This window comes from Halorhodospira halophila SL1, assembly GCF_000015585.1.
GTDB lineage: Bacteria > Pseudomonadota > Gammaproteobacteria > Nitrococcales > Halorhodospiraceae > Halorhodospira > Halorhodospira halophila.
Genome location: NC_008789.1, coordinates 1,427,937 through 1,452,732, shown reverse-complemented (window position 1 = coordinate 1,452,732; position 24,796 = coordinate 1,427,937). Strand labels below are relative to the sequence as shown.

The following is a 24,796-nucleotide window of genomic DNA, read 5'->3' as shown; positions in this document are numbered from 1 at the left end:
ATGGGCGATGAGTGACGAACGGGGAAGGACAGCGCTGCCCATCGATTCACTGCGGCCGGACTTCCACCGGGCGCTGGAGCAGGGCCACTGCGTGGTGGCGGCCGCGACCGGCTCCGGCAAGTCTACCCGACTGCCGGTCTGGGCGGCGGACGCTGGCGGGCCGGTGCTGGTCGTCCAGCCCCGCCGTGTGGCGGCCACCAGTCTGGCCGGTTTCGTGGCCGCGCAGTGCGGTACCGCAGCGGGGGACGAGGTCGGTTACGCCGTCCGCCTGGAGCGCCGCTACTCGGAGCGGACCCGGGTCCTCTTCGTGACCCCCGGTGTGGCCCTGCGCTGGCGGGCCGAGGGGCGATTGGCGGGGTTCCAGACGGTGATCCTCGACGAGTTCCATGAGCGGCGCTGGGACACCGACCTACTCCTCGCGTTGCTGCGCGCCGATGGGGGCCAGCGCCTGGTGATCACCTCGGCGACCCTGGAGGGGGAAAGGCTCGCGGCCGCGTTGGACGGGACGTATCTGGAGTCGCCGGGGCGCGGGTACCCGGTGGATGAACGCCATTGTGGCGAGCAGCCACGGGCCATGCCGCAACGCAAGGACCTCGGCAAGCGATTGGCTGCAGTGGTGCGGCGCGCACTGGCGGAGACGGCCGGGGACGTCCTCGCTTTCCTGCCCGGGCAGGCTGAAATCGAGGAGGCGCGGCGCAGTCTCTCCGGGGTGGAGGCTGAGGTGGTTCGGCTCCACGGCGGGGTGCGACTGTCCGAGCAGCGCCGGGCCCTCGAGCCGGGTTCGGCCCGGCGTGTGGTGCTGGCCACGAATATCGCCGAGACCTCGCTGACCGTGCCGGGGGTGACGGCCGTGGTGGATAGTGGCCTGGAGCGCCGGACCCTGCGCCGCAACGGCCGGACCGTGCTTTCCCTGCAGCCCATCTCCCGAGCCAGTGCGGCGCAGCGGGCCGGGCGTGCCGGCCGCCTGCAGCCCGGCACCTGCTACCGCCTCTGGGGGCACGCGGCGCCGCTGCCCGAGCACGCGCCCCCGGAAGTGTTGCGCGAGGATCTGACTGAACTGGTGCTGGCTGCGGCCGGTGCCGGCTACCGGGTCGCCGAGCTCCCCTTCGTGGATACGCCGCGCGAGGAGAGCCGGGAGCAGGCCGAGGGGCTGCTGCGGAGCCTGGGTGCCCTGGATGCCTCCGGGCGGATCACGACGCGGGGCCAACGGCTGTTTCGCATGCCGGTGGATCCGGAGCTGGCCCACCTGGTCCTGGCCATGCCCGATGTCGAGACGGGGGGGCTGATGGCCGACTGGGTGGCCGGGCTGGCGGCGGGGGATCGCTGGCTGCAGGTTCGGGGCGATAGCGACGAGTGCGAGGCCCTGGCCGGGTTGCTTGGGCAGCGCTGCGATGCCCGGTTGCGCGTGGCGGCGCTGCGCTGCGAGCGGCTGCCTGGTGTGCGGATCGACACGCGGGTGCGGGAGGAGGGGCGTCGGCTGGCGGGTCAGCTGCGTGAGCTCCTCGATCTACCGGCTTGGCCCCGGCCGGTTTCCGAGCCGATGAACGAGGGTGTACCGGGTCTGGACTCTGGGCGGATGGAGCGGGCCCTGACCGCCGCCGCCCGGGCGATGCCGACGTGGCTCTATGTGCGTCGCGGGCGCAGGCGGCAGGCGCTTGGCAACGGTGCCGGCGATGAGGTGGTGCTCGGCGAGCACGCCTGGTTTCCGGAGGAGGCCGAGGCGGCCCTGGTCCTCGGCACGCACAGCGTCCCCGGCAAGGGCACCCGGCAGACCATCAGCCTGGCTACGGCCCTGGCCCCCATGCCGCTGCAATGGGTCGTTGCCAGCGGCGCCTGCAGCGAGGGAATCAGCGAGCCCGCATGGACCGGGGAGCGGCTGACGGCGCGGCGCGAGTGGTTGTTTGCCGGGCGCTGCATCGGGAGCGAGGAGGTGGAGCCGGAGGGCGCCGCGGCGCGCGAGGCAGCGGCCGAGCTGATTCTCGAAGACCAGCTGCTGGCGCCGGCGGGTAGCCGGCTCCAGGACGATCTGGAGGCGTGGTCCCTCTATGTCGCCCTCGGGTATGCGGAGGGGGCGGTGCCCGAGGCACGGGCGTGGCTGCTGGAGCAGCTCGAGCGGCTGGGCGTGGAGCGCGGCGAGGACCTGACACTGCTTGAGCCCGAGGATCTGCGCTTCCCCGGGGTGCCGGAGTGGCAACGGCCGGATTTCGACGAACGCTATCCCCGCCGGGTCCAGCTCCCCGATCTCGATCTGCGCATCCACTACCATGTGCGGCGCCGCGAGGTGGTGGCCGAGAAGGTGGGCGGCATCCGCCGCACGGATCCGAAGCGTTGGGAACTGCCCGCCTGGCCGGGCTGGCGGGTGCGCTTCCAGCGAGCCAGTCGCGTTGTCGACATTCGGTAGGAGTGATGACGGAACAGATCGATGTGATCGTGATCGGCGCCGGTGCGGCCGGGCTGATGTGTGCCGCCACTGCCGCCGGGCGGGGCCGGCGGGTGGTGGTGCTCGATCACGCCCGCAAACCCGGACGCAAGATCCTCATGTCGGGAGGTGGGCGGTGCAACTTCACCCACCTTCACAGCGGGCCGGAGCACTTCCTGTCGGCCAACCCGCGGTTCTGCATCTCGGCGCTGCGACGTTATCCGCCGGCCGCCTTCCTGGAGCTCGTGGAGCGCCACGGCGTTGCCTATGAGGAGCGTGAGCCGGGACGGCTATTCTGCCGCGAATCCGCCCGGCCCATCCTCGACCTGCTGCTCAGCGAAGGTCGCCAGGCCGGGGTCGAACTGCGCATGGGGACCGGGGTGCGCAGCGTCCAGGCGACGGCGGAGGGTTTCGCCGTCGCCACCCCGACCGGAACCTTGCACGCCGAGGCGTTGGTGGTCGCTACCGGCGGGCTGTCGATCCCCCGGATGGGGGCCAGCGGCCTCGGATACGCCATTGCCCGGCAGTTCGGTCTGCCGGTGCAGCCCACGCGCCCTGCGCTGGTGCCGCTGACTTTGCCGGAGCACCTGCGCCGGCCGATCGGGGATCTGGCGGGCATCAGCGTGCCGGTCCGGGTGCGCTGCGCCGAGGCTGAGTTCAGCGACGATCTGCTGATCACCCACCACGGGCTGAGTGGGCCGGCGGCACTGCAGGCCTCTAGCTATTGGCAGCCCGAGGTGCCGCTGAGCCTGGATTGGCTACCGGGTGTCGCCCTGCACGACGAGCTTGCCGAGGCGCGGCGCAGGCGCAGCAAGCGGGCTTTGCACCGTTGCCTGGAGGCGCACTTGCCGCGGCGTCTCGCCCGGGTGCTGTGCGATCTGGAGGGGTGGTCCGGCCCATTGCAGGGGTTCAGCAACCGGGGCCTGGAGGCGGTGGCGCAACGGCTTCAGGAATGGCGGCTGACCCCGGCCGGTACGGCGGGCTACGCCAAGGCCGAGGTGACCGCCGGCGGGGTCGACACCGACGCGCTGTCGTCCCGGACCCTGGAGGCGCGTGAGGTGCCGGGGTTGCATTTCGTCGGCGAGGTGGTCGATGTCACCGGGCAGCTGGGCGGGCACAACTTCCAATGGGCGTGGTCCTCCGGCGTGGCCGTCGGCCAGGCGATCTAGTTGTCCTCGTTCGGATCGGTGCCGCCCTTGAAGTCGGCCACCTGGAGGTGGTGGCGACCGAGCAGGCGGTAAAACTCGGTGCGGTTGCGGCCGGCGAGCCGGGCAGCCTGGCTCACATTCCCCTCGGTGAGCTTGAGCAGGCGGATCAGGTAGTCGCGCTCGAACGCCTCACGGGCCTCCGCCAGCGTCGGAATCGAGGGCTCCTGATCCTGGTTCAGCGCCTGCCGTACCAGGCGCTCCGGCAGGATCTCGTTGGTGCTCAGGGCCACGCACTGCTCGATGACGTTCTGCAGCTGGCGCACGTTGCCCGGCCACTCGGCCTGGACCAACGCCTCGATGGCTTCCGGTGACAGGTCTTCGACCTGGCGCCCGTGACGACGCGTGGCCTCGGCCAGGAAGTGCCGGGCCAGCAGGGGGATGTCTTCACGCCGTTCGGCCAGCGGGGGCAGGGCGAGGGTGACGACGGCCAGGCGGAAGTAGAGGTCTTCCCGGAAGGACCCGTCGGCGCGGGCTGCCTCCAGGTCGCGGTGGGTGGCGGAGATGACGCGCACGTTGATGGGGATCGGATCCCGTCCGCCGACCGGTCGGATGACCTGCTCCTGGAGGGCCCGCAGGAGCTTGACCTGCAGCTGCAGGGGCATATCACCGATCTCGTCGAGGAACAGGGTGCCGCCGTCGGCGTCGCGGAATAGGCCGGCGCGATCCCGATCGGCGCCGGTGAAGGCGCCGCGGACATGGCCGAAGAGTTCGGATTCGAGCAGGGTCTCAGGGATGGCGCCGCAGTTCACCGGGATGAACGGCCCTTGCGAGCGGGGGCTGTTACCGTGCACGGCGCGGGCGACGATCTCCTTACCTGAGCCGCTCGCTCCCTGGATCAGGACATTGGCGTCGGAGTCGGCCACCAACAGGGCACGCTCAAGGACCTCTTCCATGCGCGGGCTGCGGGTCACCAGGCCGTGACGCCGACCGGCTTCGCGGGCGGTATCGGAGGTCTGCCCGCCGCGGGCGGTGAGGGCCTTCTCCAGTTGCTCGAGCAGTTCAGGGGGGTCGAAGGGCTTGGTGAGGAATTCGTGCACGCCACGGCGGGTCGCCTCGACCGCGTCCTGGATGGAGCCGTGGGCGGTCAGGATGATGACGGGTAGCGCCGGCCAGCGTTCGCGTACGGCATCGAACAGCGCCAGCCCGTCCATGCCTTCCATGCGCAGGTCGGTGATCACGGCGTCCGCGGGCTGGCGCTCCAGCTCGGCCAGGGCCCGTTCGCCGCTTTCGCACGTGGTCGGTGCGTAGCCGGAGGCCTCCAGGCGCATCTCCATGAGCCGGCAGAGGCTCGGGTCGTCGTCGACGACGAGGATTCGTGGACGTTCACTCATACGTTGGCTCGCTGGGTATCGGTGGGTAGCCACACGCGCATGTTCGCCCCGGGGCCGTCGGATCGCGTCTGTGCGTGGATCGTACCGTTGTGGGCATTCAGGCACTCGTGGACCAGGGACAGGCCCAACCCGCTGCCCTTTACGGAGCCGCTGCCGCTGGTCGCGCCCTGACGGAAGGGCTCGAAGATCAGGGAACGCTCGTGCTCGGGGATGCCCTGGCCGCGGTCCTGCACTTCGAGGATCACCCCGTGGTCGTCACCGCGCAGGTGCAGATCGATGGGCCGGTTTTCCGGAGAGAAACGCAGGGCGTTCGAGAGCAGGTTGTCGACTACGGTGGCCATCAGCTCGCGGTCACCCTCGATCTCCGCCGGTTCCAGGTGGGTGCGTATCTCGATGCCGCGGCGCTGGGCCGTCAGCTGGTGTCGCTCGGCCACTTCGTGCACCAGTGCGGACAGGTCCAGGCGGGCGAAGCGGGCAGGGCGGGCCAGGGCCTCGCCGTGGCGCGCGAAGCGCAGGAGGTTGTCGATCTGGCGGCGCAGTTCATGGCCGTTCTCGCGGACGATGTCGGCGATCTCCTCGCGCCGTTGCGGGTCCCCGTTGAAGGCCGGGTCCCGGAGGAGTTCGGCGCCTTCCAGGACGGCGGCCAACGGGGTCTTGAGTTCGTGGGAGAAGTGGCGCAGCAGCCGCTGGCGCTGGTTCTGCAGGTCAGCCAGTTGTCGGCGCAGATCGTCCAGCTCGCCGCCGAGGTTCTCCAGATCCCGGGGGCCGCGGATCTCCACGGGGCGTTCGAAATCCGCTGTTCCCAGGCGGCGGATGCTGTCCCCGAGGGCCTGGATCGGTCGGTGGATGCGTCCGGCGAAGTAGAAGGTAAAGGCCAGCGTGATCGGCACCGCGGCGAGAAGGTGCCAGACAAAGATCTGGTGGGCCCGATCGGAGAAGGCCTGGACCTGCTCAACCTCCTCGTCGATACGCCGGTAGCCCGCCGCCGAGATGCTCGCCACGGAACGGTGTAGCGCCAGGCTCAGCTCCGGGACCCGCATGGCGGTCTCGGGACGGTCCGGCCCGAGCAGGTGCAGGGTGGTCAGTAGCGTGGACTCGATGACCCGCAGCCCCTGATGGAGCCAGGTGGCCTCCTCGGGGCCGAATGCGCCCGGTGGGGCGCCGGCGGCGGCCAGTTCACGGCGCCAGTGGCGGTACTCCTGAAGCGCGGTCGGGTCGTTATGGGTGGCGTAGCGGCGGGCGGCGCGCTCGATGTCCATGGCCACGCGGGCCATGTGGGCGCTGTTCTCGGTGACGCCGACGGCCTCGTAGATGGCGATCTGGCTGTCGCTGGCCAGACGGTCCACGGACCAGGCGGCGATGGCCAGCGCCAGGATCAGCGGTGCCGCGACCACGGCGAAACCGGTCAGGAGCAGTCGCAGCAGGGATTTGGCAGGGCCGAGCGGGTTGCGCAGCCCGGCTGCGACGGACGGCCAGCGCCTCATGGCGACCCGTCGCCGCCCTGGGCCCAGTCCAGTACCGAATACAGATCCTCCGGTGCCACCGGCTTGGTCAGGTAGTGGTCACAGCCGGCCTGCCGCGCGCGCTCGCGGACATCGTCCAGGGCGTGGGCGGTGAGCATGACGATGGGCGTGCGCGGTACCCGGTGCTGCTGCTCCAGGCTGCGGATTCGTGCTGCCGCCTGATCGCCGTTGGTGTGAGGCATCTGCATGTCCAGGATCATCAGCTCCGGTTGCGCCTCTTGCCAGGCCTCGACGGCCTCGGCGCCGTCGGTCACGGTGGTTACGGCCCACCCCGCGCGCTCAAGCAACGTGCTGAGCAGCAGGGCGTTGGTTGGCTCGTCCTCAGCGAGGATGGCCTGCGGCGTATCGTGGTGCGCTCCCGGGCGGCTCGGTGTCCGGGGGCGATCCGTGTCGACCGCCGCTGGCACGATGGCGTCACATGCGGGCAGTTCGACCGTGAAGCTGAAGGTCGTCCCGCGGCCTTCGGCGCTCTCTACGTCGATCCGACCCCCCATGAGTCCGACGAGTTCCCGGCAGATCGCCAGGCCAAGCCCGGTCCCCGGGGTTTGCGGCACCCCCTGATCGCCGCGGGCGAACGGTTCGAAGATGGTGGCGCGGATGGATTCAGGGATCCCCGGGCCGGTGTCGGCCACCCGGAAGGAGATGCGCTGATCGTGCTGGGGCGTGATGTGAACGTCGACGGATCCGTGCTCTGTGAACTTGATGGCGTTGCCGACGAGATTGGCGAGGATCTGTCCGAGACGGGTGGGGTCGGCGTACACATGCTCGGGCAGGCGTTCATCCAGCTGCCAGTTGAGGCGCAGGCCCCGCTGCAGCACCGGTGAGCGCGCCCTGGTCATCCCGCAGTGGGTTGGCGTAGACCTGGACGGGGAAACCGCTGCCGTCGCTGCGCCAGACGTGGTCCTGCCACGCTTCCAGGGGCTCGCCGGTCTCGAGGACCTGGTAGATGGGGCAGTCCTGTTCCGGGTAAGGACGGCCATCGGGGTGCGTGTGGTGGGTCAGGGCGTGGGCCGACTCGCCGATGACACTGGCCTCGTCGGGGAACCCGAACAGCCGCAGCGCGGCCGGATTGAGAAAGGTCAGTAGCCCCTGGCAATCAACACCGATCACGCCCTCGCCCAGGGCCTGGAGGATCTGCCGTGGCGGGATCTCAAGCATGTTCGCCGTCTTGCCTCCATGCCGACTTTGGAACGTGCGTAGGGTGTCATACAAATCGTCTATGATAACGCGCGCGCCCCTTCTTGGTGCCGATCGCATCGTCGCGGTGCGACAGCGAGTCGATCCTGCGTTACGCTGCGGCTTTCCAGATGATCTCCGGAGAAGACCCATGCAGCTGAAACGCAACCAACGCTTCTGCCTGGCCGCTGTCCTGGTCCTCGGGGTGGCCGGATGGTCCGGAGGGGCTTTCGGCGAGGAGTCGGCAGAGGTCTCCGACGAGGACGAGGAGCTGAGCGAGGCCGATCAAGCCCTCAACAAGGCCTTTGAACTCCATGAGGAGGGCGATCTGGACGCCGCCTATGACGCCTTTCAAGATCTGGCCGATCAGGGGGATGCCGAGGCCAAGGTTCAGCTAGGCTGGATGTATCTGGAGGGCCATACCATGGATCCGGATATGGAGCGCACCGCCGAGCTTTGGGAACGCGCAGCGGAGGCGGGTCATGAGCGTGCCGGGCAATTGCTCAACGCTGTGTTGCCCGGGGTGGAGCACTGAACTAGGTGCCAGGAGTGGGCTGCCCATGACGCGGCGTGGCCAGCCGTTTGATAGACACCGCGGATGAGGGAGTGAGCGATCAATGAGTCGAGCGATGCGTCAGGGGATCCTGGGCCTGCTGGGCGGTGCGCTGTTGATGGTCGGCTGTTCCGACGGCACGCCGGGGGAGTCCGCGAAGGCGGACGTCTTCGATCAGCTGGCCGATAGTCACTACATCACTCACGGGGAGAGTGACTTCCGGGTCTACGCTGTCAAGGACCCGCACTGCCCGGCGTGTACCAACCTCAAGAATGCCGTGGAGAACGGCGCCACGCCGAGTGTGGAGTGGCGGTGGGTGCCGGTCGGTTTCCTCGGTTCGGGCGCCCAGGCGGATGCGGCGGCGATGATCGAGGACGAGAAAGACATCGATGGCTACGATGCCGTCCAGGCCAACATGCAGCTCGCTCAGGATTTGGGCGTGCGCAGCGTCCCCACCGTCTTCTACCGCGATACGGACGGCGAGGTGCGGTTTTTTGTCGGGGGGGATCAACAGGCGCTCGATGCCCTCGAGCGCATGGCCAGCGAATAGTCCGGCATCCGGCCCCGGGTGCTGTCCCCGGGGCCGGCGTGGTTACGCCTCGTCGTCCCAATCATCTCCGGCTTCGTCGTCGGCTCGCTCGACGTGCTCGGCGACAAAGCGGAGGTAGTCGGCCAGGTCCGCGCCGCTCATGTAGTTCCGCGCGAACGACAGGGTCCCGAGCATCAGCGCCTCCACCGTGGCCATCGGTTCGTCGTCCTGGTGATCGACGGCTTCGAGGCCGAGGGCCTGCACCTGTCTGGCAAGGTCGGTGTTGAGTCTGGGGGTCTCTTCGCTCATGCGGCTCCCTCTGGCTTGGGCGTGCGCCCGATCGGCTTAGGCGAGCCCCTATTATCCCCGAGCCCGCCTGCTATGTGCCACGCCCAGTGCTGCGCCGAGCAGCAAAAGGCCGTGGTAGCCGCCGCCATCAGGCTGCCGGGGCGCTGATCCGTTTGACGAAGATCCAGTAGGTATCTCCGCTGAGCGCCCGCTTCATGTGCACCCGCACCTTCGTCGGCGCCATGCGGTAATCGAAGGTGTAGTCGAAGATCTCGTTGAGGTCACCGTGCCGGACACCCTCCTGGAACCGGCCGTAAAAGGCCTCCGTGTGCCCGCACGGTGCGACGTCGTTGAAGAAGTCCCGGCCGATCATCGCCTCTGGATCACGACCGGTGATCGCACCCTCCGTGGCGTTGTAGAGCAGGATGCGCCCGTGCTGGTCGATCTGGATGACCCCGAAGGGGAGGTCGTCGATCTCCTCCGGGGTCATCGCGGCGAGCCGATTTTCCAGGTCCTGGCGGCCGAAGATGAGTGTGCCCATGCAGCTGCTCCCTGCTAGAAGAAACTCTCCAGCTCCTCGCGGAGGCGCCGTTCAGCGTCGTCCCGCTGCTCTTGAGCCTCTCGTTCGAGCCGCTCCCGTTCCTGCTTGGCCTCCTGTTCGAGGCGCTCCCGTTCCTGCTGAGCCTTCTGTTCCAGGCGCTCGCGCTCCTCGTCCACACGCTCGTCAAACTCTTCGCGAGCCGCGCCGAGGCGTTCCAGGCGCTCTTCACCCAGTGCAGCGGCGAGGTCGAGTCGGATGTCCGGGTCGAACAGGAAGCCGGAGATCTCCAGCGGTACCGTGGCTCCGGCAAGGTGATACAGGAGCGGCGCATCATCTTCCGACAACCCATCGGGGAACGTCGCCCGCACCCGGTAGTCGATCTCCTCGGCGAGGATGTCCGCCGAGCCCTCCCCGGTGGCATCGAGCAGGGGGGACTCGAGCAGCAGGTCGTCGTTGCGGGCGACGCCATCCTCGAGGGTGAAGCTGGCGGTCAGGTCGGAGAAGTCCGTCCGTTCCGCATCGCCGGGCGGCTCGGGGGAATCCTCCCGGCGCAGTTGCGCCGCGGCCTCGCGGATCTTGTGGGGAATGTTGAGGCCGAGCAGATTGCCGTCTTCGGCGGCGATGTGCCCCGAGCCGTCGAAATCCTCGATCAGCCCGTGGAGGTGGGGGCCACCGCCGCTGCCCTCGAAGTGGAACTGACCCGTGCCGTGGAGCCAGTCGCGGCCCAGCAGATCCTCGAGCAGCGGGGCGAACGCCACACCCTCCAGCGAGGCGGCCACATCGAAGGCGGGGTCGTCATCGCGGGCGTCGAGCCACGCATGACCGGCCAGCTCGCCCTCGTAGAGGTGCGCTTGCAGGGACTCGGCGCCGAGCTCCCCATCAGCACCGCTCAGCAGGGCTTCGAAGTCGGTGACTGTCAGGTCGGCGGCGCGGAGCTCGCCGATGCCAACTCGGCCATCCAGGATCAGTGGCCGCAGCGGCTCCAGGGGAAAGTCCAGCGCCACCTCGCGCAGGTCGCCGAGGCCCTCCGGTCCGCCGTTATCGTTCGCAGTGGCCGTTTCGCCGTTGCCATTGCCATTGGCTTCTCCCTCGGCGGCCTCCGGCGGCAGATAGCCGTCGAGGTCGATCCGATCGAGCTGTGCGGCGAACTCGATGGTTGGCTGCTCAGGCTCGATGGCCGCCTGAGCCTCGACGCGGCTGTCGTCGAGGTCGAGGATGAGGCGCGTGACGTCGATGCGCTCCGCCGTGGCATCGATGGTTCCGGAGCCGCTGAGGCTGCGCATGACCTCGGGGTCCGTGGTCTCGGGCGGCTCCTCACCGAGGGCCTGGAGCAGGCCCTTGGGGTCGAGGGGATCCAGAGTCCAGCTGGCTGCTATCTCCGGGCCGGCGTCGGTCTGACTCAGGCGGGCCTCGCCGGAGAAAGCCACGCGCTCTTCGTCGCCGACGAGCACGTCGGCGCGCACGCCCACCGGCTCGTCCAGGCGCAGAGTGTCCACCTCCAGGTTCAGCGGGTCCAGCTGGATCTGCCGGTCTTCGCTGCGGTCCTCCCAGTAGACGGCTCCTTCATGCAGCCGCAGTCCGCCAATCACGATCCCGCCGAGGGCCTCGAGATCGGCAGGGCTGTCCTGCGCCGGGCTTTCGGAGTCCGCGGATTCCTGCGCCGCGGTGTCGTCTTCGTGCTCGTCCTCAGCGGCGGCGAACCGTTCGGCCAGGTCCGCCCAGTTGTCCCGGCCATCCTCGTCGCGCATCAGGCGTACGATCGGGCGCTCGAGCTCGACGGCGCGGGTATGCAGCTCGCCGCGCAGTAGGGGCCAGACCTGTACCGCCGCCGACAGCCGGTCGATTTCGACAAACGGCTCGTCGTAGTAGCCCTCGGCGTCGGCCAGGGTGACGCGTCCGATCTCGATACCCAGCCAGGGGAAGAACGACCACTCGATCTCGCCCTCGATCTCGAGCTCCCGGCCCAACTCGCGCTCGGCGAGTTCGGCCAGGTCGTCGCGGTAGTCGTTGGGGTCGATCACCGTAGCCACCACGGCGATGGCGACGCCCAGGGTCACGATCAGGGCGAGGAGGATCAGCAGGAGCCACTTGAGCAGGCGCAACATCGCTGAATGAGTCCTTTCCGCGTGTGGTTGCGGGCCACTCTAGCGTGGCCGGGCACCAATCCGCTATCCGAACATGTCCTTGGTGATCGACTCGTACCACCCAGGGGCGTAGATGGCCTCGATCTGTCGGAAGTCCTGGTCCTCGTCTTCCGGGCTGAGCCCACCGGAACCCTCAACCTCCCGGATCTCGCCGTCCCGGTGTTCGAACACCGCCGCGATGGTGAAGGCCCACTCCGGCGAGACCAGGCTGTAGCAGGTGTTGACCGTGGGGAAATCGGGAGTTGGTTCGCCGGTGAGTTCGCCGACGATGGTGGCGGCGACCAGTTTGCCCTGATTGTTGGCGCTGTGGGCCGACTTGGGCATGGCCCCGGCGATGGCCGCGTCGCCGATCACGTAGACGTCGTCGTGCTTTTGGGACCTGAAGGTCTCCTGATCCACCGGGCACCAGCCACTGTCATCCACCAGATCGGCCTTCCAGGCGATCGCGCCGGCTCTCTGCGGCGGGATGAAGTTGATGACGTCACCCCGGTGTGCCTGGGCACCCCCGTCGGTGAAGACCTTGCGATCCGACACCGAAAGCCGCTCCGGGGCGCCGCCCTCGGAGCCGGGGACCCACTCGATCATATCGCCGTAGAGCTCCTCCCAGCCCTGCTTGAACAGACTCTGCTTCGAGAAGCTGTCTTTCGGGTCGAGCCCCAGGACCTTGGCGCGCGGCTTGTGGGACTTGAGGTAATGGGCGATCAGTGCCATGCGCTCGTAGGGCCCCGGCGGGCAGCGGAAGGGGTCCTCTGGCGGGCAGACAATGACGGTGCCGCCGTCGTCCATGGCCTTGATCTGTTCCCGCAGGATCCGGAAGGGTCGCCCGCCCTCCCAGGCGTGCGGGATCTGTTCGGTATCGTCCTGGTCGATGCCCTCGATTCGTTCCCAGTCGAAGTCGATCCCGGGGGCCACCACCAGACGATCGTAGCGAATGGGATCGTGGTTGCGAGGGAGGACCCGCTTCCCGGCCAGGTCCAACTCCTCGGCGCGATCGTGGATGACTTCCACTCCATGGCGTTCGCGCAGGTTGTCGTAGCCGTGGCCTAGGGTCTCCAGGTCCCGAAATCCGCCGAGGTACCAGTTGCCTGCGTAGCAGGTGTAGTAGGTCTCGTTGGGCTCGATCAGGGTGACCCGCAGGTTAGGGGCGTTCTGCTTGAGGTACCGGGCCACGGTGGCGCCCGCGGAGCCGCCACCAACCACGGCGATGCGCGCATCCAGCTGGGTGCGGGCCAGACTCGGGCCCGGGAAGCCGGCCAGCCCGAGGGCAGCCAGCGTTCCGCCGGTGGCGCCCAGGCGCAGGAATTCGCGTCGGGAGAGTCGTCTGCGCATGGTCGAAGGGCCCTCAGTCGAGTTCGCTCAGGTAAGCGGCAAGCTCGCGGAGCTCTCCTTCGCTGTACCCGGTGGCGTGACGGTCCATCACGGTGGGGTTGCGCTTGCCCTCTTGGAAGTCTTTCAGGTGCTCGACCATCAGGTCCTCGTCCCAGCCGGCGATGGGCGGCATGGTGTCGGCCCCCTGGCCTTGCGGCCCGTGGCAGGCAAAGCAGCTCTGGCCGATGAGTTCACCTCGGGTGAGCGAATCGTCGTCTGCCTGGACGGGGGCGGCGAGGAAGAATCCCCAAAGGGCGATCGGGATGGCGATATGGGATGGTTTGCTGAAGGGCATCGCTCGAGTCTCCTCCCTTTGATGTCGAGCGCGGCGCGATTAAGCTGCAAAGTATAAGCCACGATATCAGCCCCACGGAACGGCCTGCCCATGAGAAAACCCCACGAGTGGCTGCTCGACGCATCCATCTATTTCTCCTTTGACCGCAGTGGCTCCGAGCGGCACGCCCGAACCTGGCCCGGCTTCCGGGATCGTTTGCGAAGCGGGCCCGACGAGGCACTGACCGGCCTGGTCACCGGCGGCAGCCGGGGCATCGGTGCGGCTGCCGTGCATCGCCTGCGCGGGATGGGCCACCGTGTGCTGAGCTGCGGTCGCTCGGAACAGGCCGAGGATACGGATTACCGTACGCTGGATACCGGGGACTGGGCGGCTGTGGCGCGCACGGTGGAGACACTGCCGCCCCTGGACTTCATCGCTCTCAACGCCGGGGCGATGCCGGAGCGGTTCACGTTGAACGCCGACGGCGTCGAGCTACAGATGGCCTCTCAGCTCTTCGGCCACTACCTGCTCGTCCACAATCTGGCGCGGGCCGGCAAGCTGCGCGAAGGGGCCCGGGTGGTTTGGATGAGTTCCGGCGGGATGTACCTTCAGCGCCTGCATCTGCGCCACCTGTTCGAGAACGACCGCTACGACAAGGTGGCGACCTACGCCAACGTCAAGCGCGCGCAGACCATCGTCAACGCGCAGATGGCGCGCATGCCCCTGTTTCGCAACGTCGGGTGCTTTGCCATGCACCCGGGGTGGGTTGATACGGCCGGCGTGCGCGAGGCCATCCCGGGGTTCTGGCGCTGGACGCAGGGCCGGCTGCGGACCCCGGAGCAGGGGGCGGACACACTGGTCTGGCTGGTCACGCGCGCCAGTTCCGGGGAGGGCGCCGCGGATGCCTCTAGCGCGCTCGAGTCGGGCGGCTTCTACTTCGATCGCCGCCGGGTGTCCCCCTACCTGGTCCCCGGAACCCGGGAGACCGCCACGGAGCGAGAAGCGCTGCTCGAATACCTGGAGCGGTTACTGGCGCCGTATCAAGTCGGGGTAACTCCCTGAGCGCCCGGAGGATCGCTACGGGCCACGTGACTGCGCAGATCCGCAGCGCGGACCGGCTTGAGCAGATAGCCGTCGGCGCCGGCCTGCTCGCAGGCCGTACGCACGGGGGGTGCGTCTTGGGCCGTCAGCATGGTGATCGGCGTCCGCCGCCGGCCGGTTTCGGCCTCTTCACAGCGGATGCGCCGCACGACCTCTGGACCTTCCAGACCAGGCATCTGGACGTCGAGGAGCAGGTGGTCCGGGCCCCGATCCCGCCAGGCTGCCAGCGCCCCCGGGCCGTCATCCACGAGGAAGACATGCGCACCCATCTGCTCGAGCAACGCCTGGGTGAGGCGGGCATTGATCGGTTCATCGTCGGCGACCACCACGCGGACGCCATTAAGCGGTTTTTCCGTCTGCTGTGCAGCCATGCTGCCTTGCTGGCTTCGCGTAGCTGGGGTCGACAAGTTGGCTGCCGAAGCTGGCAACGGTAGCAGCAGGGTGAATTGGGCGCCGGGTCCGTCGCGGCGATTCGCGACGTCGATGGAGCCCCCCATGGCGCGAAGGAGCTCCAGGCAAATGCGCAGGCCGAGGCCGATCCCGCCGTGCTCCTCGGTGACCCGTTCGCCCTGAAAGAACCAGTCGAAGATGCGCTCGCGCTCGGCTTCACCGATCCCCGGGCCGGTGTCCAGGACCCGTATCCGGATCCACTCCTCGCCGACACGGGCCAAGCGGACCGTTACGTTGCCCGAAGCAGTAAATTTGACCGCGTTATCCACCAGATTGCTGATTACTTGGCCAACTCGCTCGCCGTCGCCCTCGACCAGCCAGGGTTCTGCGCCCTCGGTGGCGATCTCGATCGTGACCGCCGGTTTTGCCCGCGCGGATTCGACCAACTCGACCTGGCGGCGGACGACATCCAGCAGGTCGAAGGGTTCGTGTTTGAGGTTCAGCCGGCCGTGCTGCAATCGCGCCAGATCGAGAAGCATATCGATCAGGCCTTCCAGCTTCTCGCCGGCGCGCGCGCCCAACGACAAATGCGCTCGCTGCTCCTCGCTCAGCGGTGTCTCCGAGAGCATGTCGATCGCGCCGAGCAGGGCATTGAGCGGGGTGCGCAGATCGTGACTGACGGCATTGAGGAACTGGGTCTTGATCCGGTTGGCGCCCTCGAGCTCTTTGCGGATCTCTTCTCGATGCAAGTATTGGCCCAGAAGCAGGGCGCTGCGTTCGATCAGCCGCTGTTCTTCGGGCAGGAAGGGGTCATCGCCCAGCCCAAGCTGCGCATCGTAGCCCACCGTGATCTGACCGACCCCTTCGCCCCTGATGTGGATCGGGGCGCTAAGGCGCGCCCCCATTTCCGGCGTCGGCTCGTCGGGTGGATAGCGCCTGTCCCGGTAGGTGATGGCGGCGCGGCAGGCGTGTTCGTGCAGAAAGCCAGTGGGCAGGTGCTCGGCGATGGCCGTCAGGGTATCCGGGATACTGGTGGCACGGTGGGTCAGCATGGCGACGCCGCCTAGGCACTCTGCCTCCTTGACGCGCTCGCGCAATTGCCGCGCCATTTCGCCGGCGGTCTGCTCCGCCCGGAAACGATCGGTGATATCGCTATGGGCGATGACGGCCCCCTCCGGCGTGCTGTCTTCGTCGAACCGTAGCGGGGTGGCCTGCATAACGAACCATCGCTCGCGGTCCGGCCCGGGGCAGGGGTACTCGTGGTGGGCAAAAGGCCGGCGACCGGCGAGCAGATCCTCGATGCGTTCCAGGACCACCGCCGCATCGGCGTCGCCAGCTTCGCGGGCATTGCGCAGCGCGGCCATGTAGTCGGCACCGATGCCCACCTGTTCCTGCGTTGCTTGCCCGTCCTGGGCGAAGCGGCGCCAGGCCCGATTGGTCAGGCGGATGCGGGCCTGTAGGTCGATGACCACAATATGGGCATCCAGAGCATCCAGGGTTGCCTGAAGCAGCTGGAGGCCCTGTGTGGATGATCCCTGCGTTCCCCGCCGAAGCAGTTCAAAATGCACGATCGATGGTCCCTCTCGCGTGCGCGCTCGCGACGCCCCCCGCCAGCGTGGCACGCTCTAAGATACGGCTATACGGTCAGTCTAACCAAAATCCTGCCTGGGCAAAGGGGTATAGGGGGTTTACCAGGGAGGGCCCAATGGGAGAGTTTGCGAAGTGCAGGTTCGTGTAGGTCAATGCAGGAGATCGATCGTGCGTGCGATCACCCCGGCCTGGCAGGGTCCGGCGCTCCGGGTTGCGGGCTGTGTGGCCCTGTTGATGGGTATCAGTCCTGCGATCGCGGCAACCTTGCAATTGGAGATCCTGCTGCCCAAGGCAGGTCAGGGCAGTGTCTACGTCGCCGTCTTCGACGATCCAGAAGCCTTCCCGGATCCGGATGGCGCGCTGATCCGTAAGGCTCGCCCGGTCGAAGGCGACGCGGTTGCATTGACGATCTCCGACCTGGTGCCCGGTGAGTACGCCGTAGCGGCCTTTCAGGATCTGGACGGCAGCGGGGATCTGACCACCAACTTCCTCGGCATCCCGCGCGAGCCAGCAGGTTTCAGTCGCGGAGCCATGGGTCGGATGGGGCCGCCCGATTTCGCCGATGCGGCGTTTACCGTGGACGAAGAGGGCACCAGCGTGACGCTGGACCTGCGGGACTGAGGCCGTGTGCTTGGAGCAGGTCATTGCCTGCCCAGACCCTACGCGGCATTCGGCCCCGATCCCGGCGGCACGATGGAGACGCGGTTGCGACCCTGGTGCTTGGCGGCGTAAAGCGCGCAATCGGCGCGCGCCCCCTGGGCCAGCACAGCGTTGACGCGCTGATCGTGGGCTTGCTGCCTGTCCAGCAGGATCGCGCCGCCGATGGTGAGGATGGCGACGAGGGCGGCGAGCAGGAAGCCAATGCCGATCAGGAGTAGTGCGCCGACGCCGATGCGTGGGCGGTATCGTGCGGGGAACAGGGCCATGGCAGGCGGGCTTCCATGCTCGCGAAAGGCGGACGGGGCGCCCCTCGGGGCGCCCCCTGTGGATCGTTAGACGATCAGTTGTCTCGATAGTTGTCGTGGCAGGCTTGGCAGGACTCTGCGACCTGCATAAATGGGCCCTGGATATCGCTCAGATCCTGCTCGCCGCCCTCGGTCGCCTCGGCCAGCTCCCGGGCTGCGGCCTCGAAGTCGGCCATACCCTGCTCGAACTCTTCCCACTCGTCCCAGATGGCCGTCTTGGCGTCGGTGTCGCCGCTATGCGGCCCACCCTCGAACCCCTCCAGGCCCATGCGGCTTAGATCCGCTACACGCTGCGCGTTGCGGGCGAATCGCTCTGCATCATAATCGATTTCGCCCTGGGCCATATCCCCCATGGGGCCGAAGTTGCCGCCGATCACGGTCAATACGGCCTGGCGGTATTCGATCTGTTCCTCGTCGGACTGGGCCATGGTCGTTCCGGCGAGCAGGCATCCGGTGGCGAGGGCCAGGGTCGTGGTCATCAGTCTGCGCATGGTGCTTCCTCCTTCGCGGTTGCGTGGGCGTGAAGCCCCGCGTGGCCAGTCCATTCTCGGCACCCGAACCAGCGTAGTTGGCAGCGTGATTCGGATCAAATGCCGCTGCGACGCTGGGCGCATGACAGCAGACAAGCGGAGACGCTAGCCTGGTGAGGCGTAGGGTGCAGACAGTCGGTCGGATACGGTCGCCCGGAGACATAGCGGGAGGACGATGAGCGAACGGCAGCGGGTCTTCATCTGGGATCTGCCCACGCGGCTGTTTCACTGGGGGCTGGTCTTGGCGCTGGGCCTGTCCTGGTATAGCGCGGAGCAAGGCCTGTCCGGATGGGACCTGCACAAGTGGAGCGGCTACGCGGTCTTGACTCTGGTCCTGTTCCGGATCCTGTGGGGGTTCGTGGGGAGCGAGACAGCGCGTTTCCGTGATTTCCTGGCCGGGCCGCGAACGGTCGGGAGGTATTTGGTGGGGTGGTGGCGCGATCGCACCCCCAGCCGCGGCCACAATCCCCTAGGGGGCTGGGCGGTGATCGTTCTGCTGGCCCTGGTGCTGGCGCAGGCGGTGACGGGGCTGTTCGCCACCGACGATATCCTCCGCAGTGGCCCGCTGACCGGTTGGGTCGGCTCCGACCTGGAGCGGACCATGACCCGGCTGCATACGCAGATCTTCGATGTACTCCTGATCCTGGTGACCTTCCATGTGGCGGCCATCGCGGTGTATCGCTGGGTACGGGGCGAGCGCTTGCTGGTGGCGATGATCAGCGGTTACAAGCGCAATGGCTTCGCCCCGCCATGGATCGCCCCCCTGTACCGTGCGGTGGTCGCCGGGACAGTCGCCGCGGGGGTGGTGTGGCTGCTCCTGGTGACGGCGCCGTGACGGCAGCGGGCCACCGTGCAGCGGCCCGCGCGCGGTAGCTTAGTGTGCCGTCATCCCGCCATCGACCATGTAGTTGGACCCGGTAATCCCGGAGGCGGCCTCGGAGAGCAGGAAGGCCGCCACCGCAGCCACTTCATCGTTGTTGACGTAGCGCCCCAACGGGATGCGGGCCGTAAACCCGCGTTTGACCTCGTCGCCATGGCCGGGGCTCACCTGATCCTCGATGGAGCGCATCATCCGGTTGTCCACCGGGCCCGGATTGACAGTGTTGACGCGAATCCCCTCGGGCCCGAGCTCTGCGGCGGCGGTCCGCATCAGCCCCATGACGGCGTGTTTGCTGCTGACGTAGGGGCTCAGTCCCGCCGCCCCCCGGACACCGGCAACGCTGGCGGTGATCAGGATGCTACCGCCCTGGGCGCGCCGCAGAGCGGGCAGGGCGGCCTGGATCCCGTAGCGCACGCCATGCACGTTCACGGCGAAGACTTGGTTCCAGACGCTGTCATCTGCATCCTCCAGCGGACCGGCTTGGCCCTCGATGCCGGCGTTTAGAAACAGTCCGTGCACGGCGCCGAAACGCGCCTCGGCTTCCTGGATCATGGCTTCGTTATCGGCCTGGCTGGAGACATCGACGGCCATCGCGGCCGCGCCGTCGCCCAGCTCCTCTGCAAGCCGTTGAACGCCTTCGGGCTCGCGGTCGGTCAGCAGCAGGCGTGCCCCCTGCGCGTGGAGATGCCGTGCCGTCGCCTCGCCAATGCCCCCGGCCGCGCCGGTGATGACGATGACCCTGCCTTGTGCTCGGTTCATGGTGGATTCCCCTTCTCTGAGCCGGTGAGCTTGGTGGTACGAACACGGGTCGGTTAGACCGCAGACGCTGCCCCTCTCCCGAGTGAACCATGAGTGTAGGCGGTCTTCCACCGACGCAGTGTTACAGCAGGTGCTGCTCCAGGAAATGCTGCAGTCCCGCCCGGTACCGGTCGCCGCTGGTGAGGAACCCAGTGTTGTGATCTCCCCGGATGGTGAGTCGTTCGGCACTGGCCGATGCGGCCGCACGCAGATCCTCGGCGTGGTGATAGGGGATGATCTCGTCGTTGCGGCTGTGGATGATCAGCGTGGGGGCGTCCACCTCCGCCAGGTAGTCCGCGGTTGCGTACTCCAGACGGGTCAGCCAGCGGGTCGGGTAGAACGGGTAGAGGTCGCGAGCCACCGCTTCAGCGGAGGAGAAGGTCGACTCCAGGATCAGCGCGCCTGGGGGGATCTGCCGCGCCGCGCTGGCTGCGAGGGCACCACCCAGGGATCGGCCGTGGAAGATCGTGAGCTCGCGGGGCACGTTCAACTCGTCGCGGACCCAGCGGGCCACGGCCCGAGCGTCCTCATGTAGCCCCCGCTCATGGGCGGAACCCTCACTGCGCCCATAACCCCGGTAGTCGAAGATGACCACATCCAGGCCGAGATCGCGGAGGATGGCGATGGTGTCGAGGCGGTGGGAGATGTTGCCGGCGTTGCCGTGGAAGAAGACCACAACCCCACGGGGACGATCGGCGGCGACGTGCCAGCCGTGGAGGGTGATCCCCCCGGCACTGGGTATGGCAAGGTCCTGGTAATCCCAGCCGCGGTCGGCGGGTGAGGCCTGCAGCTCCCGGGTCGGCACCTGCGGGAGGTGGACCAGGCGCTCCTGCGCCAGGAAGAGCAGCGCACCGAACCCCACGTAGACGAGCCCCGCGGCCAGGGCAAGGCTCAGCAACAAGCGCACGGTTCTCTCTACGGCTTTTTCGCCCTTATGGTCTGGCGATGGTAACGGCTCCCTCCTGGGCAGGGCGAGTATCCGGGTTCGGTTCGCTACATTGACGGGCCAGGGGGCAGTGCTGCAGAGGGCGGCGGTGGCTATGCAAGGAGTCAGGCTCGGCGGGTATGCCGTGGTGCTGGCCCTGGCCGCAGGATCGGTTGCGGTGGGGGCGGGGCAGGACGTGGCCCCTTCGCCGGGGTCTGCCGACCGCCCATCCTATGTCGGGTTCTACGTGGGGCAGAGCGCGCAAAACCGCCTGGTCCACATCGTCAGTCGATGGTCGGCCAGTCGGCAGGAGAGTTATCTGGTCGGCCTCGTCTACGGCACCCGGGTCGCCCGCTGGGGGGCGCTGGACTGGGAGGTCGAGGGGCAGCTGGCGCGCCATACCGGCATGCAGCGCCACGGGGAGGTCAATGGCGTACTGGTGGCACGCTGGACGCGGTTCCCCTGGGATCGCTGGCTGGACACCCGGGCCGCCTTCGGTGAGGGTTTGTCCTGGGCGACGCAGGAGCCACGCATCGAGCCCCGCGGGGATAAGGACGACGACGAAGACTCGGCGCAGCTACTGAATTACCTGCTACTCGAGATCGAAGGCAAGCCCCCGGGGCGGGACTGGAGCGGTTTTGTGCGTATCCATCACCGCTCCGGGGTCTTCGGGCTGTTCAGCGGGGTCCGGGGTGGTTCGAACTTTGTGGGTGCGGGAGTGCGTCGCTATTTCCGGCCTTGCCGAGCCCAGAAACCACCGGTTTGAGGGAAGGCGAGAAGGTCGCGTTTTAACCGGCGAAAACGAGATCCTGCTCGCCACTTTCATCCTGTAAGCGAAAGGAGAAAGTGGACCGTGTCGGGAACGGGCCGTTGCAGCGTCAAAACAAAGTCCCTATAATCCGGGAAGTCAAGTCTCAAGTGGGCCATAAGAGGTAACCACAAAGGCACAGATGGACGATCCGAGTAGTCGAAGTCGATCTCCCGGCGGGGAGGCTCGCCGTGCCGAGGCCCGCCGCGCCCTGATCTAACCTCAGCCGCCCCGCCAGCCGCCGCCCGGCGGCGACCTGCGGAGCGGCCGGGTTCGACGGGCCGGCCCTCCGCACCGCAAGCTTCCCCTCCGCCCTGAGATCTTCGGATGCCAGGCAGTCACGGATTGCCTGCGTTGCCGATTTTTATCAATCCGCTTCCGGGTGGATTGGGGAGGTTTTTTGTCTGATTCCGAGAGGCGGGCTCAGACGAAAAACACTCCCCTTCGAAGGCAGAAACGGCCAAGTGCGGAGGGGTTCATGGCCTATGGTTTTCCTGCAGTAAATCGCTTCAATCGCAAGCGTCTTGCTCTCTTTTCCCCGTGGGCGTTCGAGCCTCCGGACCAACGTGCGATCCGTCGGGCCCTAGATGGCCCGCGTTGTTGCGCGTCGACCAACCGGAGGATGGAACCATGATGGGGAGAGAGAGCTATGAACAACGGCTGCTTCGAGACGCTGCTCGCCTCTGTACCGCGCCTGACCTCGGGTCAGCGGCAGGCGCTGTTGCGGGCTCTGATGAGCGAAACCGCGGCGGGCGGGCCGGATCCGGTATCAACCTGTGGGGACGGTGGCGCAGCGCACTCGGGGCCCGCAGAGTCGCTGTCCGTGCGCGGGCTGGTGATTGACCCGGCCCGTCACGAGGCCCGGGTTGAGGGTCGCGCCGTCGAGTTGAGCCGCACACAGTTCCGTCTGCTGCATTTCCTGGCGGCGCATCGCCATCGCGTGGTGACGCGCGATGAACTCATCCGCGGCGTCTGGGGGCCGCGTGCCTATCTGGAGTCGCGAACGGTGGATGCGCATGTTCGCCGGTTGCGACAGGCGCTGCGTCCGGCCGGATATGACCGCATGATCCGCACGGTGCGCGGTGTGGGGTACCACCTGGATTCAAGCCGAGCCGAGAAGGAGGCAGCATGAGCTTTGAAGTCATTCGCGGATACGTCAGCGAAGTGGGGAAGGCCCGGGAGGCGAAAAGCGGTCGGGGCACGGAACGCTTTAACGTGTCGGTGCGCGATACCGAGGGTCAGATCCGGAATCTGGAGTCCGTGGAGCTGTTCGGAAGCCTGGGGGAGCGGCTGAGCACCGGGGCTTCGGTGGTGCTCGTGCGGCATTGGGACCGCCGCGGCCGCGGGCGGCTGGTTGCCGGCCACGTAGACGGCGAGACGGAAGTCCACCGCTTCCCTGCTGAATTCCTGGGGGGGTGGGGCATCGGTATCTGTGCCCTGCTGCTGTCACTCGGCGCGGTGACCACTGGCTGGCTGGGGGCCCTGCTCGCTGTAGCCCTGGCCGTGCCCACCGGCCTACCGCTGGTGCTGGTTGGTCAGCGTGAGGTGCAGGTGAAGTTCGAGACCTACCGTATCCTGCGTGAGGAGGGCCTGCTCGGCAGCGAGGAGTCGATCAGCGGCTCTCAACAGCAACGAGCGTGATGCGCGCCTAGGCTTCTGCGTTGCTGGCCAGGGGCCATCTTGTTGCCCTCAGTTTTGCTCCGGGATCTGGGAACGTTGATGCGATGGAGCTGATCAATCTACTGGCCGGCATCCTGCTCATCCTCTTCGGGCTGCGTTTCCTGCGCAAGGGCATTGCGCGGACCCTGGGCGGTGATCTCCTGGACTGGCTGCAGGGGTTTACCCGTACCCGGGGGCGCGCCCTTGTCGGTGGTGTGGCCGGCGGGGCGCTGATGCCGTCGTCGACGGCTACGGCGATGCTCTCGGTACAGATGACCCGCCACGGCCGCGTGTCCTGGCGCAACGTGCTAGCAGTGCTGCTCGGCGCACAGCTGGGCAGTACGGTGCTGGTTCAGCTTGTCTCTTTCGATCTGCAGGACTACCAGGGGCTCTTCCTGGCGGTGGGGGCGTTCCTCTTCCTGTTCCTGGAGGCCGCGCGACCGCGCGGTGTGGGTCAGACGTTGCTGGCCTTCGGCTTTATGCTGCTCGGCATGGGGTTGCTGAGCGAGGCGGCCGTGGCCATGGGGTCGGATCCGGCGGTCGAGGCGCTCTTCGAGGCTCTGGGCCAGTTACCGCTGCTGCTGATGGTCGCGGCCGTGCTGCTGACCCTGCTGGTCCAGAGCGCGACCGCCTCCATTGCGGTGGCCCTGGCTCTGGTGGCGGGTGGGCAGATTAGTCTGGAAATGCTCCTGCTCTGGGTCCTGGGCGCGAACATCGGCCTTTGCCTGACTGTGCTCATCGCGGGTTGGGGCGATGTGCAGGGACGCCGTCTGGGCCTGGCCGTGCTTATGGTCAAGCTGCCTCTGGCGGCGGCCATCGCAGCCCTGTTGTTGGCTCTGCCCGGGCCGCCGCCGGAAGGCTGGGTCGGCGGGTTGCCGCAGCAGGCTGCCTGGGTCCATACGCTGTTCAACCTGCTCGCGTGCCTGGCTGTTCTGGTAGCCCCCGCTCTGGAACGCTGGGTCAGTGCCCTGACCCCGGATCCGGAAACGCCCGAGCGGCCTGCCGTCGCCCGCCTTGATCCGTTACTGCTGGATAACCCGACGTTGGCGATCAATGCCGCCATGCGCGAGACCCTGCGGGTGTTCGATGCCCTGCACCTGACCGGGGAGATCGTCGTGCAGGGGCTGCGCCAGTCCCATTTGCCGGCCCATGCCGCCACGGAGGTTGAGGCGCGCACTCAAGACATCCAGCGGGTCTGTGAAGAACTGACCGAGTTTCTCGATGGCATTCCGGACGACTCCCTCAGCCCCTCGGACCAGGCGCTGAAGGACACCCTGGATGACTTCATGCGCGAACTGCCCATGATTGTTCGCACCCTGGGGCCGGACATGCACGATCAGGTCCGTCGGCTGCTCGAGCACCATGAGGAGTCCGTGGAGGCCTCACGGCCGCTGCTGCTGGAAGCCGCTTCTCGGTTCACCCAGCAGATGAATACCGTGGCCCGCATGCTCATGCGCGAGCGTCCGGAACTGGGTCGCAAGATCCTGATGCGAAAGCAGGAGACCAGCCGCTGGCTGATCGAGGCCAAGCGGCACCAGCCCGGGCTTCCTTACCCGGCCTGGGAAGTGCTTGACGGTTTTCAGCAGCTCAACCGGCGGCTCAGCGGCGTGGTCTACGTCTACTGCCATGACGAGCCGGGCATGGACGCCCTGCAAAGTGAACGAGATTAGAGTTGACCCGTACCGCGATCTTCCCCGGAACCGATCGAGCTCGCCACGCTCATCGAGACGATCGCCCACGATGCGCGCTATGAGTTCGGTGCCGGTTCCGTTGAAGCCGAGGGGGAGGGGCGATCG

The 24,796-nt window shown here is 67.6% G+C and carries 25 protein-coding genes; 11 read left to right on the top strand and 14 right to left on the bottom strand.

From position 1 onward, the window contains the following. The first annotated feature begins 7 nt into the window (after positions 1–7). Entirely contained in the window at positions 8–2,401 is a 2,394-nt protein-coding gene (locus HHAL_RS06795; protein ID WP_011814131.1) for a helicase-related protein, read from the top strand. A 5-nt stretch (positions 2,402–2,406) separates the two neighbouring features. Beyond that, positions 2,407–3,588, top strand: coding sequence for a BaiN/RdsA family NAD(P)/FAD-dependent oxidoreductase (locus tag HHAL_RS06790; protein WP_011814130.1), 1,182 nt, complete (start codon positions 2,407–2,409; stop codon positions 3,586–3,588). On the opposite strand, the gene HHAL_RS06785 is transcribed toward HHAL_RS06790, so the two are convergent. From HHAL_RS06785 to HHAL_RS06770, 4 genes are read right to left on the bottom strand one after another with little or no spacing between them, the layout of a single operon-like run. Beyond that, positions 3,585–4,958 carry a sigma 54-interacting transcriptional regulator gene (locus HHAL_RS06785; protein WP_011814129.1) on the bottom strand — a complete coding sequence of 458 codons (1,374 nt, stop codon included), beginning with the start codon at positions 4,956–4,958 and terminating at the stop codon, positions 3,585–3,587. The genes HHAL_RS06790 and HHAL_RS06785 overlap by 4 nt on opposite strands. After that, positions 4,955–6,442 (bottom strand): sensor histidine kinase, encoded by a 1,488-nt coding sequence (locus tag HHAL_RS06780; protein ID WP_011814128.1) that lies wholly within the window; start codon positions 6,440–6,442, stop codon positions 4,955–4,957. The genes HHAL_RS06785 and HHAL_RS06780 overlap by 4 nt, the downstream gene beginning before the upstream one ends. Further along, positions 6,439–7,299 carry an ATP-binding protein gene (locus HHAL_RS06775; RefSeq protein ID WP_049751504.1) on the bottom strand — a complete coding sequence of 287 codons (861 nt, stop codon included), beginning with the start codon at positions 7,297–7,299 and terminating at the stop codon, positions 6,439–6,441. Before HHAL_RS06775 ends, HHAL_RS06780 begins: the two co-directional genes overlap by 4 nt. After that, positions 7,259–7,639, bottom strand: a complete 381-nt coding sequence (locus HHAL_RS06770) for a PAS domain-containing protein (protein WP_011814126.1) — start codon at positions 7,637–7,639, stop codon at positions 7,259–7,261. Before HHAL_RS06770 ends, HHAL_RS06775 begins: the two co-directional genes overlap by 41 nt. A gap of 169 nt (positions 7,640–7,808) precedes the next feature. Here HHAL_RS06770 and HHAL_RS06765 point away from each other — a divergent pair, with 169 nt between their 5' ends. Both HHAL_RS06765 and HHAL_RS06760 read left to right on the top strand, forming a co-directional pair. Next, positions 7,809–8,192 (top strand): SEL1-like repeat protein, encoded by a 384-nt coding sequence (locus tag HHAL_RS06765; protein ID WP_041595090.1) that lies wholly within the window; start codon positions 7,809–7,811, stop codon positions 8,190–8,192. Between the two features lie 82 nt (positions 8,193–8,274). Further along, positions 8,275–8,760 carry a thioredoxin fold domain-containing protein gene (locus HHAL_RS06760; protein ID WP_011814124.1) on the top strand — a complete coding sequence of 162 codons (486 nt, stop codon included), beginning with the start codon at positions 8,275–8,277 and terminating at the stop codon, positions 8,758–8,760. Positions 8,761–8,802: 42 nt separating this feature from the next. Here the strand turns inward: HHAL_RS06760 and HHAL_RS06755 are convergent, their stop codons facing one another. The 5 genes from HHAL_RS06755 to HHAL_RS06735 form a co-directional block, all read right to left on the bottom strand. Next, on the bottom strand, positions 8,803–9,048 hold the full coding sequence (locus tag HHAL_RS06755; RefSeq protein WP_011814123.1) for a hypothetical protein: 246 nt from the start codon (positions 9,046–9,048) through the stop codon (positions 8,803–8,805). 127 nt (positions 9,049–9,175) lie between these two features. Continuing rightward, the gene (gene pyp / locus HHAL_RS06750) at positions 9,176–9,568 is read right to left on the bottom strand and encodes a photoactive yellow protein (protein ID WP_011814122.1); all 393 of its coding nucleotides are present in this window, start codon (positions 9,566–9,568) and stop codon (positions 9,176–9,178) included. A 14-nt stretch (positions 9,569–9,582) separates the two neighbouring features. Further along, the gene (locus tag HHAL_RS06745; RefSeq protein ID WP_011814121.1) at positions 9,583–11,673 is read right to left on the bottom strand and encodes an AsmA family protein; all 2,091 of its coding nucleotides are present in this window, start codon (positions 11,671–11,673) and stop codon (positions 9,583–9,585) included. A 63-nt stretch (positions 11,674–11,736) separates the two neighbouring features. Then, positions 11,737–13,041 carry an NAD(P)/FAD-dependent oxidoreductase gene (locus HHAL_RS06740; RefSeq protein WP_011814120.1) on the bottom strand — a complete coding sequence of 435 codons (1,305 nt, stop codon included), beginning with the start codon at positions 13,039–13,041 and terminating at the stop codon, positions 11,737–11,739. Between the two features lie 13 nt (positions 13,042–13,054). After that, positions 13,055–13,375: a c-type cytochrome gene (locus tag HHAL_RS06735; protein WP_011814119.1), complete on the bottom strand. Its 321-nt coding sequence runs from the start codon at positions 13,373–13,375 to the stop codon at positions 13,055–13,057. A gap of 90 nt (positions 13,376–13,465) precedes the next feature. Here HHAL_RS06735 and HHAL_RS06730 point away from each other — a divergent pair, with 90 nt between their 5' ends. Then, positions 13,466–14,416: an SDR family NAD(P)-dependent oxidoreductase gene (locus tag HHAL_RS06730; RefSeq protein ID WP_011814118.1), complete on the top strand. Its 951-nt coding sequence runs from the start codon at positions 13,466–13,468 to the stop codon at positions 14,414–14,416. Here HHAL_RS06730 and HHAL_RS12625 read toward each other — a convergent pair. Then, positions 14,395–16,413, bottom strand: coding sequence for a hybrid sensor histidine kinase/response regulator (locus HHAL_RS12625; RefSeq protein WP_011814117.1), 2,019 nt, complete (start codon positions 16,411–16,413; stop codon positions 14,395–14,397). The genes HHAL_RS06730 and HHAL_RS12625 overlap by 22 nt on opposite strands. A 190-nt stretch (positions 16,414–16,603) precedes the next feature. On the opposite strand from HHAL_RS12625, the gene HHAL_RS06720 reads away from it, so the two are divergent. Further along, on the top strand, positions 16,604–17,056 hold the full coding sequence (locus HHAL_RS06720) for a DUF2141 domain-containing protein (protein WP_049751500.1): 453 nt from the start codon (positions 16,604–16,606) through the stop codon (positions 17,054–17,056). Positions 17,057–17,094: 38 nt separating this feature from the next. Here the strand turns inward: HHAL_RS06720 and HHAL_RS06715 are convergent, their stop codons facing one another. Continuing rightward, a complete protein-coding gene (locus tag HHAL_RS06715) occupies positions 17,095–17,361 on the bottom strand; it encodes a nucleotidyl cyclase domain-containing protein (RefSeq protein WP_011814115.1) in 267 nt (88 codons plus the stop codon). 74 nt (positions 17,362–17,435) lie between these two features. Beyond that, positions 17,436–17,891 carry a c-type cytochrome gene (locus tag HHAL_RS06710; protein WP_011814114.1) on the bottom strand — a complete coding sequence of 152 codons (456 nt, stop codon included), beginning with the start codon at positions 17,889–17,891 and terminating at the stop codon, positions 17,436–17,438. A gap of 214 nt (positions 17,892–18,105) precedes the next feature. On the opposite strand from HHAL_RS06710, the gene HHAL_RS06705 reads away from it, so the two are divergent. Beyond that, a complete protein-coding gene (locus HHAL_RS06705; protein ID WP_011814113.1) occupies positions 18,106–18,765 on the top strand; it encodes a cytochrome b/b6 domain-containing protein in 660 nt (219 codons plus the stop codon). A 39-nt stretch (positions 18,766–18,804) separates the two neighbouring features. Here HHAL_RS06705 and HHAL_RS06700 read toward each other — a convergent pair whose 3' ends face one another. Next, the gene (locus HHAL_RS06700; RefSeq protein WP_011814112.1) at positions 18,805–19,569 is read right to left on the bottom strand and encodes an SDR family NAD(P)-dependent oxidoreductase; all 765 of its coding nucleotides are present in this window, start codon (positions 19,567–19,569) and stop codon (positions 18,805–18,807) included. Between the two features lie 121 nt (positions 19,570–19,690). Beyond that, complete coding sequence (locus HHAL_RS06695; protein WP_011814111.1) at positions 19,691–20,515, bottom strand: alpha/beta hydrolase; 825 nt, start codon at positions 20,513–20,515, stop codon at positions 19,691–19,693. A 133-nt stretch (positions 20,516–20,648) separates the two neighbouring features. Here HHAL_RS06695 and HHAL_RS06690 point away from each other — a divergent pair, with 133 nt between their 5' ends. From HHAL_RS06690 to HHAL_RS06675, 4 genes are all read left to right on the top strand, one after another. Next, complete coding sequence (locus tag HHAL_RS06690; RefSeq protein ID WP_011814110.1) at positions 20,649–21,299, top strand: hypothetical protein; 651 nt, start codon at positions 20,649–20,651, stop codon at positions 21,297–21,299. Positions 21,300–21,990: 691 nt separating this feature from the next. Then, positions 21,991–22,473 (top strand): winged helix-turn-helix domain-containing protein, encoded by a 483-nt coding sequence (locus HHAL_RS06685; protein WP_011814109.1) that lies wholly within the window; start codon positions 21,991–21,993, stop codon positions 22,471–22,473. Next, the gene (locus HHAL_RS06680) at positions 22,470–22,982 is read left to right on the top strand and encodes a hypothetical protein (RefSeq protein WP_011814108.1); all 513 of its coding nucleotides are present in this window, start codon (positions 22,470–22,472) and stop codon (positions 22,980–22,982) included. Before HHAL_RS06685 ends, HHAL_RS06680 begins: the two co-directional genes overlap by 4 nt. A gap of 83 nt (positions 22,983–23,065) precedes the next feature. After that, positions 23,066–24,670 (top strand): Na/Pi cotransporter family protein, encoded by a 1,605-nt coding sequence (locus tag HHAL_RS06675; protein WP_011814107.1) that lies wholly within the window; start codon positions 23,066–23,068, stop codon positions 24,668–24,670. Positions 24,671–24,796: the final 126 nt, after the last annotated feature.

Excerpts from the sequence above, each read along its gene's own strand:
- HHAL_RS06795 (WP_011814131.1), top strand. The coding sequence starts at position 8 with ATGAGTGACGAACGGGGAAGGACAGCGCTGCCCATCGATTCACTGCGG.
- HHAL_RS06790 (WP_011814130.1), top strand. The coding sequence starts at position 2,407 with ATGACGGAACAGATCGATGTGATCGTGATCGGCGCCGGTGCGGCCGGG.
- HHAL_RS06785 (WP_011814129.1), bottom strand. The coding sequence starts at position 4,958 with ATGAGTGAACGTCCACGAATCCTCGTCGTCGACGACGACCCGAGCCTC.
- HHAL_RS06780 (WP_011814128.1), bottom strand. The coding sequence starts at position 6,442 with ATGAGGCGCTGGCCGTCCGTCGCAGCCGGGCTGCGCAACCCGCTCGGC.
- HHAL_RS06770 (WP_011814126.1), bottom strand. The coding sequence starts at position 7,639 with ATGCTTGAGATCCCGCCACGGCAGATCCTCCAGGCCCTGGGCGAGGGC.
- HHAL_RS06765 (WP_041595090.1), top strand. The coding sequence starts at position 7,809 with ATGCAGCTGAAACGCAACCAACGCTTCTGCCTGGCCGCTGTCCTGGTC.
- HHAL_RS06760 (WP_011814124.1), top strand. The coding sequence starts at position 8,275 with ATGAGTCGAGCGATGCGTCAGGGGATCCTGGGCCTGCTGGGCGGTGCG.
- HHAL_RS06755 (WP_011814123.1), bottom strand. The coding sequence starts at position 9,048 with ATGAGCGAAGAGACCCCCAGACTCAACACCGACCTTGCCAGACAGGTG.
- pyp (WP_011814122.1), bottom strand. The coding sequence starts at position 9,568 with ATGGGCACACTCATCTTCGGCCGCCAGGACCTGGAAAATCGGCTCGCC.
- HHAL_RS06745 (WP_011814121.1), bottom strand. The coding sequence starts at position 11,673 with ATGTTGCGCCTGCTCAAGTGGCTCCTGCTGATCCTCCTCGCCCTGATC.
- HHAL_RS06740 (WP_011814120.1), bottom strand. The coding sequence starts at position 13,041 with ATGCGCAGACGACTCTCCCGACGCGAATTCCTGCGCCTGGGCGCCACC.
- HHAL_RS06735 (WP_011814119.1), bottom strand. The coding sequence starts at position 13,375 with ATGCCCTTCAGCAAACCATCCCATATCGCCATCCCGATCGCCCTTTGG.
- HHAL_RS06730 (WP_011814118.1), top strand. The coding sequence starts at position 13,466 with ATGAGAAAACCCCACGAGTGGCTGCTCGACGCATCCATCTATTTCTCC.
- HHAL_RS06715 (WP_011814115.1), bottom strand. The coding sequence starts at position 17,361 with ATGGCCCTGTTCCCCGCACGATACCGCCCACGCATCGGCGTCGGCGCA.
- HHAL_RS06710 (WP_011814114.1), bottom strand. The coding sequence starts at position 17,891 with ATGCGCAGACTGATGACCACGACCCTGGCCCTCGCCACCGGATGCCTG.
- HHAL_RS06705 (WP_011814113.1), top strand. The coding sequence starts at position 18,106 with ATGAGCGAACGGCAGCGGGTCTTCATCTGGGATCTGCCCACGCGGCTG.
- HHAL_RS06700 (WP_011814112.1), bottom strand. The coding sequence starts at position 19,569 with ATGAACCGAGCACAAGGCAGGGTCATCGTCATCACCGGCGCGGCCGGG.
- HHAL_RS06690 (WP_011814110.1), top strand. The coding sequence starts at position 20,649 with ATGCAAGGAGTCAGGCTCGGCGGGTATGCCGTGGTGCTGGCCCTGGCC.
- HHAL_RS06685 (WP_011814109.1), top strand. The coding sequence starts at position 21,991 with ATGAACAACGGCTGCTTCGAGACGCTGCTCGCCTCTGTACCGCGCCTG.
- HHAL_RS06680 (WP_011814108.1), top strand. The coding sequence starts at position 22,470 with ATGAGCTTTGAAGTCATTCGCGGATACGTCAGCGAAGTGGGGAAGGCC.
- HHAL_RS06675 (WP_011814107.1), top strand. The coding sequence starts at position 23,066 with ATGGAGCTGATCAATCTACTGGCCGGCATCCTGCTCATCCTCTTCGGG.